The organism is Ahrensia sp. R2A130, from assembly GCF_000179775.1.
Taxonomy (GTDB): Bacteria; Pseudomonadota; Alphaproteobacteria; order Rhizobiales; family Rhizobiaceae; genus Pseudahrensia.
On sequence record NZ_AEEB01000003.1, the window covers coordinates 955,625 to 971,718 of the forward strand.

The 16,094-nt window shown below is 55.3% G+C and carries 15 protein-coding genes and 1 pseudogene; 7 read left to right on the top strand and 9 right to left on the bottom strand.

What is annotated here, in order from left to right:
• Positions 1-13: 13 nt before the first annotated feature.
• The 5 genes from choX to R2A130_RS18390 all read right to left on the bottom strand — a co-directional run bounded on the left by choX (position 14) and on the right by R2A130_RS18390 (position 6,838).
• Positions 14-967 carry a choline ABC transporter substrate-binding protein gene (gene choX, locus R2A130_RS05350; RefSeq protein ID WP_009757757.1) on the bottom strand — a complete coding sequence of 318 codons (954 nt, stop codon included), beginning with the start codon at positions 965-967 and terminating at the stop codon, positions 14-16.
• A gap of 129 nt (positions 968-1,096) precedes the next feature.
• A complete protein-coding gene (locus tag R2A130_RS05355) occupies positions 1,097-3,385 on the bottom strand; it encodes a calcium-binding protein (RefSeq protein WP_009757758.1) in 2,289 nt (762 codons plus the stop codon).
• An 83-nt stretch (positions 3,386-3,468) separates the two neighbouring features.
• Positions 3,469-5,121 (bottom strand): energy-dependent translational throttle protein EttA, encoded by a 1,653-nt coding sequence (gene ettA / locus R2A130_RS05360; protein WP_009757759.1) that lies wholly within the window; start codon positions 5,119-5,121, stop codon positions 3,469-3,471.
• 577 nt (positions 5,122-5,698) lie between these two features.
• The gene (locus R2A130_RS19125; protein WP_050786055.1) at positions 5,699-6,124 is read right to left on the bottom strand and encodes a helix-turn-helix transcriptional regulator; all 426 of its coding nucleotides are present in this window, start codon (positions 6,122-6,124) and stop codon (positions 5,699-5,701) included.
• A 543-nt stretch (positions 6,125-6,667) separates the two neighbouring features.
• Entirely contained in the window at positions 6,668-6,838 is a 171-nt protein-coding gene (locus R2A130_RS18390; protein WP_009757761.1) for a MatE efflux family protein, read from the bottom strand.
• A gap of 147 nt (positions 6,839-6,985) precedes the next feature.
• On the opposite strand from R2A130_RS18390, the gene R2A130_RS05370 reads away from it, so the two are divergent.
• From R2A130_RS05370 to R2A130_RS05395, 6 genes are all read left to right on the top strand, one after another.
• Complete coding sequence (locus R2A130_RS05370; RefSeq protein WP_009757762.1) at positions 6,986-7,915, top strand: alpha/beta fold hydrolase; 930 nt, start codon at positions 6,986-6,988, stop codon at positions 7,913-7,915.
• A 50-nt stretch (positions 7,916-7,965) separates the two neighbouring features.
• Positions 7,966-8,265 carry a hypothetical protein gene (locus R2A130_RS05375; RefSeq protein WP_009757763.1) on the top strand — a complete coding sequence of 100 codons (300 nt, stop codon included), beginning with the start codon at positions 7,966-7,968 and terminating at the stop codon, positions 8,263-8,265.
• Positions 8,262-9,185, top strand: coding sequence for a DMT family transporter (locus R2A130_RS05380; RefSeq protein WP_009757764.1), 924 nt, complete (start codon positions 8,262-8,264; stop codon positions 9,183-9,185). The genes R2A130_RS05375 and R2A130_RS05380 overlap by 4 nt, the downstream gene beginning before the upstream one ends.
• On the top strand, positions 9,176-10,051 hold the full coding sequence (locus tag R2A130_RS05385; protein WP_009757765.1) for an alpha/beta hydrolase: 876 nt from the start codon (positions 9,176-9,178) through the stop codon (positions 10,049-10,051). Before R2A130_RS05380 ends, R2A130_RS05385 begins: the two co-directional genes overlap by 10 nt.
• A 95-nt stretch (positions 10,052-10,146) precedes the next feature.
• Positions 10,147-11,493: an NAD(P)/FAD-dependent oxidoreductase gene (locus R2A130_RS05390; RefSeq protein WP_198008611.1), complete on the top strand. Its 1,347-nt coding sequence runs from the start codon at positions 10,147-10,149 to the stop codon at positions 11,491-11,493.
• Positions 11,493-12,281, top strand: coding sequence for a DUF1365 domain-containing protein (locus tag R2A130_RS05395; RefSeq protein WP_009757767.1), 789 nt, complete (start codon positions 11,493-11,495; stop codon positions 12,279-12,281). The genes R2A130_RS05390 and R2A130_RS05395 overlap by 1 nt, the downstream gene beginning before the upstream one ends.
• 40 nt (positions 12,282-12,321) lie before the next feature.
• Here R2A130_RS05395 and R2A130_RS05400 read toward each other — a convergent pair whose 3' ends face one another.
• On the bottom strand, positions 12,322-13,068 hold the full coding sequence (locus R2A130_RS05400; protein ID WP_009757768.1) for an SDR family NAD(P)-dependent oxidoreductase: 747 nt from the start codon (positions 13,066-13,068) through the stop codon (positions 12,322-12,324).
• A gap of 145 nt (positions 13,069-13,213) precedes the next feature.
• Here R2A130_RS05400 and R2A130_RS05405 point away from each other — a divergent pair, with 145 nt between their 5' ends.
• Complete coding sequence (locus R2A130_RS05405; protein ID WP_009757770.1) at positions 13,214-14,071, top strand: TerC family protein; 858 nt, start codon at positions 13,214-13,216, stop codon at positions 14,069-14,071.
• A gap of 6 nt (positions 14,072-14,077) precedes the next feature.
• Here the strand turns inward: R2A130_RS05405 and R2A130_RS05410 are convergent, their stop codons facing one another.
• The 3 genes and pseudogenes from R2A130_RS05410 to R2A130_RS18655 form a co-directional block, all read right to left on the bottom strand.
• Positions 14,078-15,073 (bottom strand): Ldh family oxidoreductase, encoded by a 996-nt coding sequence (locus R2A130_RS05410; protein WP_009757771.1) that lies wholly within the window; start codon positions 15,071-15,073, stop codon positions 14,078-14,080.
• A 21-nt stretch (positions 15,074-15,094) separates the two neighbouring features.
• Complete coding sequence (locus tag R2A130_RS05415) at positions 15,095-15,670, bottom strand: hypothetical protein (protein ID WP_009757772.1); 576 nt, start codon at positions 15,668-15,670, stop codon at positions 15,095-15,097.
• A pseudogene (locus R2A130_RS18655) lies at positions 15,667-16,094 on the bottom strand (hypothetical protein); the annotation flags it as partial. The pseudogene R2A130_RS18655 and the gene R2A130_RS05415, both read right to left, overlap by 4 nt.

Here is a 16,094-nt window from a genome sequence, read left to right on the forward strand (position 1 = left end):
TCAAACAGGCGAATTAGCCAGCCAGCGCAGCTTCGACTGCGGCTTTTGCATCGCCACCGTCTTTGGTGGTCACACCGTCGAGCCAACCCATGACCATGTCTTTGTTGGCCTTCATCCATGCCAATGCAGCAGCAGATGGCTCTGTGCCGTCATTCAAGATCGCGCCCATGATCTCGTTTTCCATGGCAAGCGAGAATTTCAGGTTTTTCAGCAGCGCGCCGACATTGGAGCACTTCTCGACATAGCCTTTGGACACGTTGGTATAGACCGTTGCGCCGCCGAGGTTCGGGCCAAAGAAATCATCGCCACCTTCGAGGTAGGACATTTCCAGATTGGCGTTCATTGGGTGCGGTTCCCAACCAAGGAACACGATAGGCTCGCCCTTTTTCGATGCGCGGGTGGCCTGTGCCAGCATACCGGCTTCGGAGGACTCAACGACCTTGAAGCCTTCAAGGCCAAAAGCATTCTTGTCGATCATATCCTGAATCAGGCGGTTGCCGTCGTTACCCGCTTCGATGCCGTAAATGGAGCCATCGAGCGCATCTTTGTTCTTGGCGATGTCGGCGAAAGTCTTGATGCCCATATCGGCGGCGGCCTTGTTGACGGCCAGCGTGTATTTCGCGCCTTCGAGGTTTTCGCGAACGGTTTCTACCGAGCCGTCTTCGCGATATTTCGCAATGTCACCTTCCATGGTCGGCATCCAGTTGCCGAGGAACACATCAACATCGCCTTTGGCCAGCGATACGTATGTCACCGGCACGGACAGCACCTTGATTTCGGTCTCGTAGCCCAGCGCTTTTAGCACTTCGGTGGTCGCAGCAGTGGTGGCAGTGATGTCGGTCCAGCCCACATCGGAGAATGTGACTGTGGAGCAGGACGCATCTTCAGCCAGCGCCGATGTCGAAACGGACATGGCAAGCGATGCGGAAAGAGCGGCAGTAAGAGCAAGGGTTTTCAAAAGTCGCATAGGGTTCTCCAAACGGAATGATCTCATGGCCGCTAAGAAACGCTGCTGCGCCTGTAGCGTCAACAGCTAATCCGGCCAATACACCCAGCCTACCCGCTTCAAGCGATTGAAAAACCGCCGTTTTGTTGCCTAACCAAAATAATAATCATCCCCCATCAACAAGCCATTATTTCCTTGTTCCAGATTGGCGATGATGAACTGCTGGCCGTTGGTGCCATCGGCACGAGAGACTTCGAAGCTTGTTTGTGAAAGCTGCGTGACGATGCCGTCCATGCCCCACTGGGCAGCGTCGAGTGCAATCCGGTCGCCGCCTATAACACCGGCACCTTCGAAGTCGCCGAAAACGTCGAGGTCGGTCGCATTAGCCTCTTTTGACACCTGAAAAATATCATCGCCGCCAAGCCCAAGCAGATAGTCCGTGCCGCCTTTGCCTTCGAGAACATTGACGAGGTCATTGCCGAACAGCTGATTGTCGGAATCATCACCGCGCAACGTAACCGCATTCTCAGTGAGAATGGCTGTTTCGATTTCCTGATCAGGGTTCATTAGGTAATCGACAGAGGAATAAATAACGTCATCACCACCACCGACGGCCTCGACCACTGCATCCTGTGAGTCATCGATGGTGTAGGTGTCATTGCCATCACCACCAATCATCACATCAAGACCACCAGCACCGTTGATGTAATTGTCGCCGGAATTGCCCTGAATGATATCGCGGTTCACCGAACCATTCGTGGCCAGATCATCGGTCCCCTGCATCCGCAGAACCTCGACATTCACGGGTACGTCGTAAGACACAAACGTATCGATGATATCGTCGCCCTCGCCTGCGAGTTCAACTACGACATCAGCGATATTCTCAACTTGGTAGTAATCGTCGCCTCGACCACCAAACATGCGGTCTGCGTCCAGACCACCGATCAGCGAGTCGGATCCATCGTAACCGAGAATCCAGTTCTGGGTATCGTCCCCTACCAGCACATCGGCTTCCTCTCCGCCACGCTCAATGTCCAAAATCTCAAATACTGATTGAGGGTTCCAAGCCTGAGGGATGGATAGATTGCCTATAGCAGGCGAATGCCAATCCCCGTTCCTGACAATCTCAGCGTATTCGTCGACAACCTCGCCATGATTGGCTCCGGGGAACACAACCCCGCCTTCTCCGACAATAGGTCCAGTTCCAACAATGGGCTGTCCGTAATTGTCCGCCGCCTTGAAAATAAGACTGGTTTGATCGCCGTAATAATTATCGACGTAGCCGATATTGCTGGAATTCATGTAAGTCCAAAAGAACGGTTCATGAGGGATGGCATCCGCACCGGATAGACCGCCATCAACGAGAGCTGCCAACTCCGAGGAATTAAAGAATTTTGCAGGATCAAGGGGACTGTCTAAAATAGTTACCTGCTGAACATAATCGGTCGATGATAGTGATTGAGCAGCAAACGCGTTTACCAATGTGCCCAAACTGTGCCCGATAAAATGAACATTAGGACTTGCCCGCTCCTCATCTTTTGAGTCGATCACCCCAATTAGAGAACCCAAGCTTGAACTAAGCTGTAGTCCCGCATTGTAAGTTGCATCGCGCGCCTCTCCGTAAGCGAGGAAATTCAGCGGCGTAACCGAATCCGGCCATTTGTATTCCACTATAAGCGTATTGTCCCGAACACCTTCGGCTTCCAGTCTCGCCTCCAAAGCATCCCGCAAGGTCGCAAGGCCTTCAATTTCGTCCGGTCTGGACAATAAGTACGGCTGCCAACCATGCGTCAAAACGATGATATTTTCTATATCAGTGCTGTCGGCGTGTAGCCCGGAACTTGAGGAAACCACGACGGTTTCGGGTTGTGCAATGTCGACATCGTAGTCAAATGACAGCCAGCCGGAACTGTCTTTGTCCACTCTAATCGAATACGACACGTCGTAAGCTTCAAGCCGACCAAAAATCGGTATATCGAGAATTATGCTGTTGGTTACACCGTATTCCCACTCGAAACTCTCGAAATAGCGCACCCCGGTAAAAACGTTTGTCGCGCTTACAGTCGTAGTAACCGTATGCCAGTTAGACGCGCTTAGATCGCGTCCATACAACGAGTTACCTTCGCCACCCGACAGCGTGCCTGAAAACCTGAGGCCGACAGAGTCGGTATCAGATGAAAGCGTGTCGAAAACCACCGTGTCGCGGAACGATGCCACGTACTCACCGTATGAGTCGGTGCGGTTATTAAGTAAATGGCTTATATTCCCGGAAAACTCTGCCTCATCAAACGTTACGGAACTCGAACCGATATTCGTCGAGATCGACATATCCGACCAATCCGGATTTTTGTTTGTATCGGTGTGAATTTTCGTATCACGACCGTCGAATGGACCGGCCAAATCGTCCACGACAAGTGTGTGCCAATAGTAGAAGGACATTGATTAGTTTACCTGAGGCAATCAAATAGACGATCAACGATGCACGACGCCCTCCTTCAGAGCAAGCAAGATGTATAAGTTCATCAGCGCCCCAGCGGCTTGAAGTGAATCCGCTTCGGCGTCAACGCGTTGTCTCCGAGACGGCGGATCTTATCTTTCTCGTAATCCTCGAAGTTGCCTTCGAACCATTCCACGTGGCTGTCGCCTTCGAAAGCCAGCATATGGGTGGCAAGACGGTCCAGGAACATGCGGTCATGCGAGATGATGACGGCGCAGCCGCCGAATTCTTCGAGCGCATCTTCGAGCGCCGATAGCGTTTCAGTGTCGAGGTCGTTGGTCGGCTCATCGAGCAGCAGCACGTTAGCGCCGGACTTCAACATCTTGGCCAGATGCACGCGGTTGCGCTGACCGCCGGACAGCGTGCCGACCTTCTGCTGCTGGTCGCCCTTACGGAAATTGAACGAGCCGACATAAGCGCGAGAGTTCACCTCGTGCTTGCCCAGCTTGATGACCTCGGCACCACCGGAAATTTCTTCCCAAACGGTGGCGTCAGGGTTGAGGCTGTCGCGGGATTGGTCGACGTAGCCCAGCTTCACGGTTTCGCCCACGCGCATGGTGCCGGTGTCGGGGTCGAGCTGATCGGTGATCATCTTGAACAGCGTCGTTTTACCGGCACCGTTGGGACCGATGATGCCGACGATACCACCGGCGGGCAGTTTGAACGACAGGTTCTCGATGAGCTGGCGGTCGCCAAAACCCTTCGACACGTTTTCAGCTTCGATCACCACTTGGCCAAGACGCTCTGCCACAGGAATGACGATCTGCGTGTCGGAAGGTTTGCGCTGGTCAGCCGCTTCCACAAGATCGTTATATTTGTTGATACGGGCCTTCGATTTCGCCTGTCGCGCTTTCGGGCTGGTGCCCATCCATTCGCGTTCACGGTCGAGCTGGCGCATACGGCTGTCCTGCTCGCGGCCTTCCTGCACCATCCGCTTTTTCTTCTTTTCCAGATAGGCGGAATAATTGCCTTCGTAGGGAATGCCCTGCCCGCGGTCGAGTTCGAGAATCCAGCCCGTCACATTGTCGAGGAAGTAGCGGTCATGGGTCACGATCATCACGGCGCCCTTGAACTCGCGCAGATGTTTTTCGAGCCATGACACGGTTTCCGCGTCGAGGTGGTTGGTCGGTTCGTCGAGCAGCAACAGATCGGGTTCCGACAGCAACAGACGACAAAGCGCAACACGGCGGCGTTCACCACCGGAAAGCGGAGTAACGTCAGCATCACCGGGAGGGCAGCGCAGCGCGTCCATCGCCATATCGACTTTCGCATCCAAGTCCCAAAGACCCTCAGCGTCGATCTGGTCTTGAAGTGCAGCGCCTTCATCAGCAGTTTCGTCGGAATAGTTCATCATCAACTCGTTGTAGCGGTCGATGATGCTCGTTTTCTCTTTAAGACCGGTCATCACGTTCTCACGAACATTCAGCTCGGGGTCGAGATGCGGTTCCTGCTCCAGATAGCCGATCTTGGTGCCGTCGGCCGCCCACGCTTCACCGGTCCAGTCCTTGTCCGTACCGGCCATGATTTTCAGCAAGGTCGATTTACCGGCACCGTTGGGGCCGAGCACACCGATCTTGGCGTCCGGGTAGAAGGACAGGTGAACGTTATCGAGCACCTTCTTGCCGCCCGTGTACGTCTTGGTGAGGCCCTGCATGTGGTAGATGAACTGGCGTGCCATAGGGGCTGCCTCCGCTAAGTGTGCGGCGCGACGGAAAGTCTGCGCGGGAATTGGAAAACTGTTGGCCGTGATGTAACGGCGCAAGCCGCGCGAAACAAGGCGCGGGGAAGAAACGATCAAACGCTGGATACCATAACAATCGACATCGAGGACAAAGCGTTTGCTGCGCAGCATGGCCGAGCCCGCATAAGCGCAAATATGAAAACATCAGGGCGAAACAGGATCGGAAAATCGTTAGGTTTGCGCACTCACAGTTATATATCCCGTCTTCAGAAAATTTAGTTTAAGTTACTCGGCGTTTGAAAACTTTTTGTTTTCGGGCTGCTCTGGATTGCAGCGAATAGGTTCGAAACCGTATCTCTGCCAACGTCGCCAGCTTGAGATAGGAATGACAAATATCGGATCATAGAGTGAGCAGGACCAGAAAAAGCAAAGGTGCAAGACTCGAACCGATTTCCTTCTAGATGAGATCCAACGACACCCGAAAAAACAATAGTACAGGCTTCGAAATGACAGCGGATAAAAGTACCGCCGTCCAAATGTATTTTCATGTTCTTAAATTTTTGATCTTCAGCAATCAATTCGAAACTCCTTGCGATGACATAGGCACGCCTAGTTCAACGTAGTCAGCCAAGAGCGCCAAAGCCCTGATATTTAGGTTATAATTTTCGTCCAACATAAGTATTAAGTTCAATTCAATAGCATCATGGAAAATACTCTCAGACGTATTATTTTCAGCCATCATGGAATATCGTATGCAATCGACAAACAAATTTGCGTCAGAATTAAACACCTCAGGGTCCACGGAAAACTTCCTACTAAGAACCTTCAATCGATTGCTTGGTATTAAACTGACGCCACTTTCGTACTTTTGAACCTGTTGAAATGTGACCCCGATTTCTGATCCGACCGATGATTGACTTAGCCCGCGAAATTTCCGCCAAGCACGAAGCCTAAGATGCCCCCCTACAGTTCTAAAATCGAAATCTTGTGTTGTTTTCATCAAAATTTTCGCGCCAGTACCGTGTGGTATCGCAATAAGAATTCAACTATTCTCTGATTTTTTCTCACCCGATTTGATCAGAACTTCTATCTCGTCGTCTCTAACAAGTGTACGTGAAATACTGTGTTTCGCAGCTGTGAGCCAATACTCAGAATCGGAATTTCCAGCTTCCTTACTTTTAGCTATCGAATGTTCGAGCTGCTTCTCTAACCTGACCAAACGCTCAGTTCGGGTTTCTTTTTTCATGTCGCCTAACGCACTAGCCGCGCTTTGATCGAATTCCTCACCCGAGATATTTAGAAATTACAGATTGCTGTAAAGTACGCGAACTTGGTTGTAATTCAGTAATAAATCCAAATTTTTCGCTGCATTTTCGAGAACCAACTGAAACAGAAAGATTTTTCGACGGTTGTACTTGGTTGTAAAATATAATAATATTATTACTTTATATTACAAAATACGAAAAAACCGCTCAGATAAATGTCTCTCAACGTCCGAAGCCCATAACCTCAGCACCTAAGCTCTCGTTTGCAAAAGATGAGATTAGCGGGGCGATAGGGCCGCCAACGGACCCGTGCCGAGTTGCCCCCGAAAATAACTATCAGCCAACGGAACGGCCATAACCGCCGCGATGCCAAGCGTCATCGGGCCCGCTAATTGAAACAGGCGGCTGCGAACGGAGCCGCTGGTCAGGTCGCGACTGTCGTCAGCCATGGGTCATGCTCGAATGTTCGGGATTACACAGCGTAACGGCGCGAGGCGTCAGACGGTTCCGGTAATGCGGCTGAGCCATATCACACCCTCGTCAAAACACCTTAGCCGTGCTTGGTATCACCGCACAGGAAAACGGTGGGCTGATATATGGACTGGACAGCAAAGCAAACGAAACTGGACACCGGAACCACGGCTGCCATCTATCGCGCTGCACCATCTGCCGCACCAAAAGCTATCGTCCACATCAACCACGGAATGGCGGAACATGCGGGGCGGTATGGCCGCTTTGCGAACGCGCTAACTAAAGCCGGTTATGCAGTGATCGCCCACGACCATCGCGGCCACGGCGGAACGCAGCACCCACAATCGTCGCTAGGCCATTTCGGACCGGACGGCCTCGACGGTGTGCTGGCAGATGTTACCGCCGTTCAAAAACTGGCGCGGGAACAACATCCCGAAACCCAGCTCATAACCTTCGGGCATTCCATGGGTTCGATCATCACGCTGAACCATGCGCTGCGAAATCCCACCGCATCCGATGCCATCGCATGCTGGAATTCCGGTGCTGAGGGCGGTGCGTTGCTCGCCGTATTCCGTTCCATCCTCAAATTTCAGAAAGCATTCAAAGGCTCCGACGTCCCGTCCGGCCTTGCGAAAACACTGACCTTCGATACCTGGAACAAAGCCTTTCCCCCAAACCGCACCGACTTCGACTGGCTGTCGCGCGATGACGCCGAGGTGGATGCCTATGTCGCTGATCCGCTATGCGGCTTTCCCGTCACCATGGGCCTGTGGTTGTCCGTCACCGATGGCGTGAAAGCTGGTGCCGACGACGCTCAACTGGCCAAGCTGCCCGCCACCCTGCCCGTGCATCTGGTGGGCGGGTTGAAAGACCCTTGCACCGAAAACGGCAAGGCGATGCAGAACCTGGCAGATAGAATGACCGCGCGCGGCATGTCCGATGTCACGTTGAACCTGCTGCCCGACACACGCCACGAAAGCTTGAACGAAATAAACCGCGACGAGACAACGGCGGATTTCATCGCGTGGCTCGATCAACGCTTCGGTTCGCGATAGTTGAAACGCACCCCCCTGTTCAAAGCCGGAACCTGTGCTAGTCTTTAGGCATGTTGAGATTGCTGCTCAGTTTTGCACTGTTCGCCACCGCCTCCACGGCGGCGCTTGCCGATGTAAAACGCAAGGATGGCAGCGTCATCGAGTGCTACTGCACCGACAAGTTCGGCAGCCGCCACGAGATCGGCGATATCATTTGCCTCACGGTGGACGACCGCTCCTACATGGCAAAGTGCATCATGGCGCAGAACGTACCGCATTGGCGCGATCAAAAGCTTGGCTGCCTGTCGTCTGAAGCACCGAAGATGACGCCGAAACCATCCGACACCGCAATCGCCCAACTGTTGCGGTGAGCATAGCCAGCGTACCGGTCAAACCATCGCGAACACTCCCCCTTCAGGGTATCGCGTGGATGGTTGTGACGACGATCATGTTCGTGGTCGTCACCGGCATCGTGCGCGAACTCGGCTCCGACTTACCCGCGCCGGTATCAGCTTTCATCCGCTACGCTTTTGGCCTCGTGCTGCTGGCCCCGGCAATCTTTCGCATGATGCGAAATGTGCCTGAATTCGAACTGATAAAATTCTCCGCTCTGCGCGGCTTGGCCCATGCGCTTGGTGTGACACTGTGGTTCTTCGCCATGGCCCGCATACCCATCGCCGAGGTGACAGCCATCGGCTACGTCACGCCCATCGTGGTCACCATCGGCGCGGCAATTTTCCTCGGCGAAAAGCTGCGCCTGCGCCGCATGGCCGGCGTCGTGGCAGGTTTGATCGGCGCACTCATCATCATCCGACCCGGCTTTCAGGAAGTCTCAATCGGACAGTTGGCGCAGCTCGGCACCGCGCCGTTGTTCGCCGCTTCCTACCTGATGACGAAAAGCCTGACGGGCCGCATGTCGTCCACCGATATCGTGGTGATGCTCACCATCTGCGTGACTATATTCCTGTTTCCGCTTGCGCTGTGGGATTGGCAGTGGCCCACCATGCGCGAGCTGGGCTTCCTCTTCGCCTGCGCCATCGCCGCCACCTTCGGCCACTACGCCATGACGAGGGCGCTGGCGGCCGCTCCTATTTCAGTCACCCAGCCGATCACGTTTTTACAGTTGGTTTGGGCCGTGGCACTCGGCTGGTTCGTGTTCGGTGAAGCTGTGGACCCATGGGTGATCGTAGGCGGCACGATAATCGTCGTGGCTGCCAGCTGGATTTCGTACCGCGAAAACCAACTCGCCAAGCGCATCACACCTGTCGCGGGAGAACCGAAATGGCATTGAGAGCAATCGTTCTTTCAGCGGCAATGTTGTTGACCGCTCCCGCCGCCGCACAACTGGCACCGTTCAAAAACGACCTCTTCAACTATCCGGCACCCGTCACACAAGACGGTGCCGGCGACATCACTGTAGCTTACAACCGCGAGCGCGACATGGTCGCCCGCGACAAGGTTCTGCGCCGCAAGGCCCATGACCGTTTCGTCGATACATCCGTGCGGTGGAAGCGCCGCGTGCGCAGCTACGCCTCACCCAATGGCACAAAGAAAAAGTTCGAAGTCGGTGCTTACAATGGCGGCGCTGCGGTCACGGTAATCTACGTTCACGGCAAGGGCGGCAACCGCCGACAGGGCGTGAACGACTGGACATTCGGCGGCAATTTCAACCGTCTGCAAAACCTGATGGCCCGCAATCGCGGCTTGCTCATCACACCGGACTTTGCAGGCTTTGGCCCCAAAGGCACGAGCGATATCGAAGCACTAGCCACCCATGCCCGCGTTCTGTCACCTGCCGGAAAACTGTACATCGCTTGTGGCTCTATGGGCGGCAGCATTTGCTGGCGGCTGGCCTCGGACCCCGCCAAAGCCGCACTGCTGGATGGCATCATCCTTCTGGGCGCCCGCTGGAACGACAGCTTTCTCGACAGCGCGACGATAAAAAGTAACACGCGCGATTTACCCATTGTCGTCGCTCACGGTACGGCAGACGTGGTGTTCCCGCACTCGGGCTGGCGCAGTTTCCTCGGCAAACTGCGGGCACGCCGTTCGAACTACCCCGTCCGCATGGTGTCGTTTGAAAACGGCGTCCACGGAACCCCCATCCGCATGATCGACTGGCGTGACGAATTGAACCGGCTCATCGCCAAACGCTGATCGGCTCTTGCATGAAACCCGACCAGCGGGCATCCCGTAACTGGGAGCCTGATGTAAAGCGTGCGGATTTATATCCGATTATGGAAACGGGCCAGATGAACACCAAAAATATCGCTGTTATCGGCTCAGGCATTTCCGGCCTGTCCGCCGCTTGGTTACTGTCCAAAAAACACGACGTAACGCTGCTGGAAGCTGACGACCGGTTGGGTGGCCACACCAACACCGTGGACATGGATGTGAACGGCCAAACAGTCGCCGTGGACACGGGTTTCATCTGTTTCAACACCGCCACTTACCCCAATCTGGTCGCCCTATTCGATCATCTCGACGTGCCGGTTCACGACACCACCATGGGCTTTGCGGTGTCGCGGTTTTCCGGCGGCTACGAATATTCTGGCGGCAGTTACTCCGCCCTCTTCGGTCAGCGCTCGAATATCGCCAAGCCCTCACACTGGCTGATGATACGCGATATCCTACGGTTCTTTCGCGAAGCCGCTGCCGATCTCGACGCTATTCCTACCGAACAATCGCTTGGCGATTACTTGGCCAGCAAAAACTACAGCCGCGCCTTCATCGAAAACCACTTGCTGCCCATGGGTGCCGCCATCTGGTCCAGCGATGCGGGCGACGTGATGGATTACCCCGCCCGCGCGTTCATCTCCTTTTTCCAAAACCATGCGCTGTTGCAGGTTGAAGACCGCCCGAAATGGGGAACGGTCGTAGGCGGTTCACGCACCTATTTGAACGCCGTCGTGGCCGACGGAAATTTCGCCGTTCAAACGAATGCTGCAGCCACAAGCGTGGTCCGCCACCACGACCGCGTGGACGTTCATGGTGCAGATGGCGTGGTGCGAACTTTCGACGACGTCGTCATCGCCACCCACGCCGACCAGGCGCTGAATATGCTCGATGCACCATCGGCAGAAGAGCAACGCCTGCTGGGCTCATTCCGCTACACCCCGAACCGCGCCGTTCTTCACCGCGACCCCGCCGCGATGCCGAAGCGCCGCCGCGTTTGGGATGCCTGGAATTACATCGACTTCGACAAGCCCGGCCAGCCCCCGGATGCCAACAGCCGCCTGTGCCTGAGCTATTGGATGAACGCGCTACAGGATTTGGGCACAGACGAAGATATCTTCGTCACCCTAAACCCGCCGGAAGACATGGAATTGAAAAACGTCGCAGCAAGTTTTGACTACGCCCACCCGCTTTTCGATGAAGCCGCGCTGAACGCGCAGCAAGAGCTTTGGTCACTCCAAGGCACGAACCGCACATGGTTCTGTGGCGCGCATTTCGGTTCCGGCTTCCACGAAGACGGGCTGCAGTCCGGCCTTGCCGTTGCTGAACAACTGGGCGGCGTCCGTCGCCCGTGGGAAGTCGAAAACGAGTCCGGTCGCATCACGATTTCCAATCCGGCGGCACAGCTTCAAGCAGCAGAATAATGATGTCCGGCGGCGCGCTCTATCACGGTGAAGTCGTCCACAAGCGCATCCGTCCCGTGGAGCACCGGCTCAACTATCGCGTCTTCTCCATGGCGCTCGACGTGGATCGCATCGCGGAAACCACCAACGGTCTGAAACTGTTTTCACTGGGTCGGTTCAACCTGTTTTCCCTGCGCCACCGCGACCATGGTTTGCGGGACGGTTCATCCGTTTCTGAGTTCGCATGGAGCGAAGTTCGCCGCGCCGGCGTTGAGCAACAGGTCGAGCGCATAACCATGCTCTTCTACCCCCGCATCCTCGGCTACGCCTTCAATCCGCTCACGGTCTATTTTTGCGTCGACGCTGAAAACCGCCCCGTGTTGATGATCTACGAGGTCCGCAACACATTCGGACAAGACCTCACCTACGTTTTGCACGCGGGCAATCTCGTTAACGGTACGGCCCGCCACGGCATGGCGAAACTGTTCTACGTCTCCCCCTTCAACAAGGTCGAGGGCGACTACCTTTTCCATGTCACCCCGCCCGCCGCAGAGCTGACCGTAGGCGTAGCTTTGAAGTTGGACGGAGCAGCGACACTGCGAACGCATTTCCGCGGAAGCCGCGACGAGCTGACCGACAAATCGCTTCTTCGCGCATTTTTCCGCTACCCTTTGATGACCGTAAAAATCGTCGCGGGTATTCATTGGGAAGCGGTGAAGCTTTGGAAAAAAGGGATGAGGCTACAGCCCAGTCCCGATCATCCGCCCGCCCCGATTGTTCGTGATTTCGAGCCGCTTCCTTCGATTTAACGGCCAAGTTTTCCCAAAGATTGCATTATTTCCCGAAATATCATGCGATTTTCTGGATGATCCGAAGGTAGAGCCAATACGGCAATATATTCAGGAACTTGAGTATCCAAACGAGCTGCCACGGGAACGCGATTTCGAACTTCTTCGCCTTCAATCCGGCAATCATCTTGTCCGCAGCATCCTCCGGCTCCATCAGGAATGGCATTGGAAAATCATTCTTATCCGTCATCGGCGTCCGCACAAAACCGGGGTTGATGACCGAAAGCGCGATGCCCTTGCGGGCCAATTCGCCGTGCGAACCTTCCGCCATATTGATGAGCGCAGCCTTGGTTGCACCGTAGCTGGCGGAATTGGGCAAACCACCATAACCAGCCACCGACGACACCCACGAAATATGCCCCTCACCACGGGCAATCATATCCGGCAGCACGGCATCGAGACCGTTGACGACACCCATGATATTTACGTCCAGCGTCTTCTGAAAATTCTCAGGCTTCATCTCGGTCAATGAACTCTGGAACCATGCTCCCGCGCACAAAATAACGAGATCGACCGGCCCATGCGCCGCTTCCATCTCGTCCTTGACCGCGTTCATCTTTTCACGGTCCGTTACATCGCACGGGTAGACGCTGATGTTGGAATTGCCATCTGCAATAGCATTCAGCTTGTCTTCCGAACGGGCGCTGATCGAAACGTGGCACCCCTGCTCGGCCAGCTTGCGGGCGCAGTTTTCGCCAAGGCCGGAGCTCGCACCGGTAATCCAGACATGTTTCCAAGGAGCGCTCATGATCTAACCTTTTTCAAAACTTCACTGCTGTGCAAACGCACCAGAGTGGGAACGGGTTTCGCGCTGGGCGCATTAAAGCGCTATACGTCATTATTGGCAGGCGGCCAGCACATGGCCCATCACTTCATTTACAGGCGACGCATCAATGTTTGAAACCTTTTCGCTGGCTGAACTTCTCACGCTGCAAAACTTCTTCACGCTTCTCATGCTCGTTCTGCTTCAGGCCGTGCTTGGCTTCGATAACCTGCTTTACATTTCCATCGAGTCGAAGCGCGTACCGCTCGCTGATCAATCACGGGTGCGTCGCATGGGTATTCTCATGGCGATTGCGCTGCGTATCGTGCTGCTCTTCGTGGTCACCCAGGCAATCGCCTATTTCGAGGAACCGTTTTACACGGTCAATATTCCCGGCATTCTGGAAGGCAAGATCAGCGGCCATTCGCTTATCGTTCTCTTCGGCGGCGCCTTCATCATCTATACGGCGATGAAAGAAATCATGCATATGATGGCGGTTCATGACCCCCATGCGGATGCGCAGCGCGGCATAAAATCGGTCGCCCAAGTGGTCACGATGATCGTCATCATGAACCTCGTGTTCTCGTTCGATTCCATCCTGTCGGCGCTGGCGCTGACCGACTTCTTCCTCATCATGGCGACCGCCATCATCATCTCCGGCCTGATGATGCTGTTTCTGGCAGATCGCGTGTCAGACTTCTTGTCGAAGAACCGCATGTACGAAGTGCTAGGCCTCTTCGTCTTGTTTATCGTCGGCATCATGCTGGTGTCGGAAGGTGGCCACCTCGCCCACATCATGCTGTTCGGTTACCCCGTGGAGCCGATGGCAAAAACGACCTTCTACTTCGTCCTCGTGGTGCTGCTTTTGGTGGACATCGTACAGTCCCGCTACCAGCGCAAATTGCTGGCGCAGAAGAAACGCGAGATCGACGATGCCATGATCACCACCGAGGGCATCGACGCCAAACACGCCATGCATCAAGGCTAAATCGCCTTAGCCAAAGGCGCGGATGCGTTCCACCAGATCGTCCGGCACTTCGATTTTGCCGGACGTGTTGGCCCGCGCTGCCACACGGCGTGAGCCGGGCAAACGTGACCCTTCTTGCGCGGTAATCGCTTCAGCAAGCGCTGCAACGCGTTCGCCAAAACCACCGCTGGAAAGCGGGTCCGGGTCTATGGCAATGAAGGTCTGTCCCGTGTTGGGCGGGCCGCCTACGGTGCCGGAAAACGGGCTGGAATCCTTGCCCAACACCGCGCCTGAAAGGGCAGCGGCAAACACCTCCACCATCAAGCCAGCGCCGAACCCTTTTGCTCCGCCCGATGGCACCATGGAACCTTTCAGCGCAATGGCCGGATCGGTCGTCGGGTTGCCGTCAGCGTCCAGCGCCCAACCTTCGGGAATGGGTTCACCTTCGCGGTTCCGCAGCATGATTTCGCTTTTGGCGATGGCAGAAGCAGATTGGTCGATAACGAATGTCGGTTCGCCATCCGGGCCAGGGACGCCAAGCGCAAACGGGTTGGTGCCAACGACAGGCTTCTTGCCGCCGGCCGGTGCGATGGAGGCTGGCGCATTGGTGAAGCAAAGGCCCAACAATCCCGCCCGCGCAATGCGCTCCGCATGGTGGCCCAGCACGCCGCAATTATAAGAGTTGAAGATGCTCATCACACCCACACCCTGCGAACGTGCAGCATCGACCATAGCATCAAAACCCGCATCGATCGCCGGGTGGGCAAAGCCGGACTTCGCATCGACACGCACCAGCGCAGGTTTGGGTGTTTCGACGGCAGGCTCGGCCTTACCGTCCACTTTCCCGCAGTGGACGTGCTCGGCGTAGATCGGCACATACATCAAGCCATGCGACCGAACACCATCACGTTCCGCCATCCGGGTCGATCGCGCAACGGCACCCGCATTGGTGGCAGAAGTCCCTGCTCCAACCAGCGCATTTGTTGCCAGTGTCTCGATCTCGTCCAGCGTCATTTGCGCCATAGTGTTTTCTCCAAAGTCGAATTAATCATTGTCTGAATTACCTGCGCCAGCATCAGCGCGGCTAGCGTCGTCTGCTGGAACCAGCAGATCGCTAGCCATAACCTGCAACGCGCGAAAGTCCGCATTATCCGGCGCGCAGGTGTTGAATATCCGCTCCATCGGCTTGGCCACCGCAATAGCATGGATCAGCACCGGCGTACCAAAATCCGTTGGCGTCAGGCTGTTGGCAATGTCGGAAAAATGCTCACCGGTTTCCTGAGTTCGCGCGATGGCAAAGGCGTGTAGCAGCGATGGATGATCGACACGCGCTTCGACGCCGCTGGAAATCGTCGCAAGGTCGATCATCGACGGTCCATCGATCAGCGCCCGCGCCTGCCCTGCCCGCCAGATGCTATCGTCTCCGATTGCGAATTTGGCAGATTTTCCATGGGCGAATTTCGTCAACGCGAGAACAAGTTCCGCCAGCGCCTCTTCGCTTCGGTATAGCCCGCAACCGACCGCAAGTTCACGCGCAGTTTCGCGTTCGACGCCACGGGCGATGGCAGCTTTTTGCAACGTCACAAGCCACTCGTTTTGAGAGATATGTCCGGCTTTCATGCAGGCGTTGCCGATGCAGGCAAGAAGCAATCGCCTGCATTTTCTGCCGTCAATTCATCGGCGCTCGGCGCACCGGCGTAAAGCGTAATGCGGGTCCAACGGTCCGAACGCGGGTCGAAGCGGGACGCACCGAAGAACGACAGTTTGCACCGCAACAGGTCTATCGGCCGAATACCTTCCGCGACGAGATTATCGCGGATTTCACCGTATGGATGTTGCGCGATTGTCTGAACACGTTTGGCAATGGCTCGATGTTCAGGATGTTGCATCAAGACCAGCGCAAGACGGTCATCCTCCTCGAATGTTTCAAGGTCGGCGGACAACGCTTGCACCCGATGTGGAATGTCATGCGGCATCGCACGCTCGTTGCGGAAATTATCCGCCCGTTCGCCAAGGCGCGGTTCCAGCTTTTCTTCCGACACGT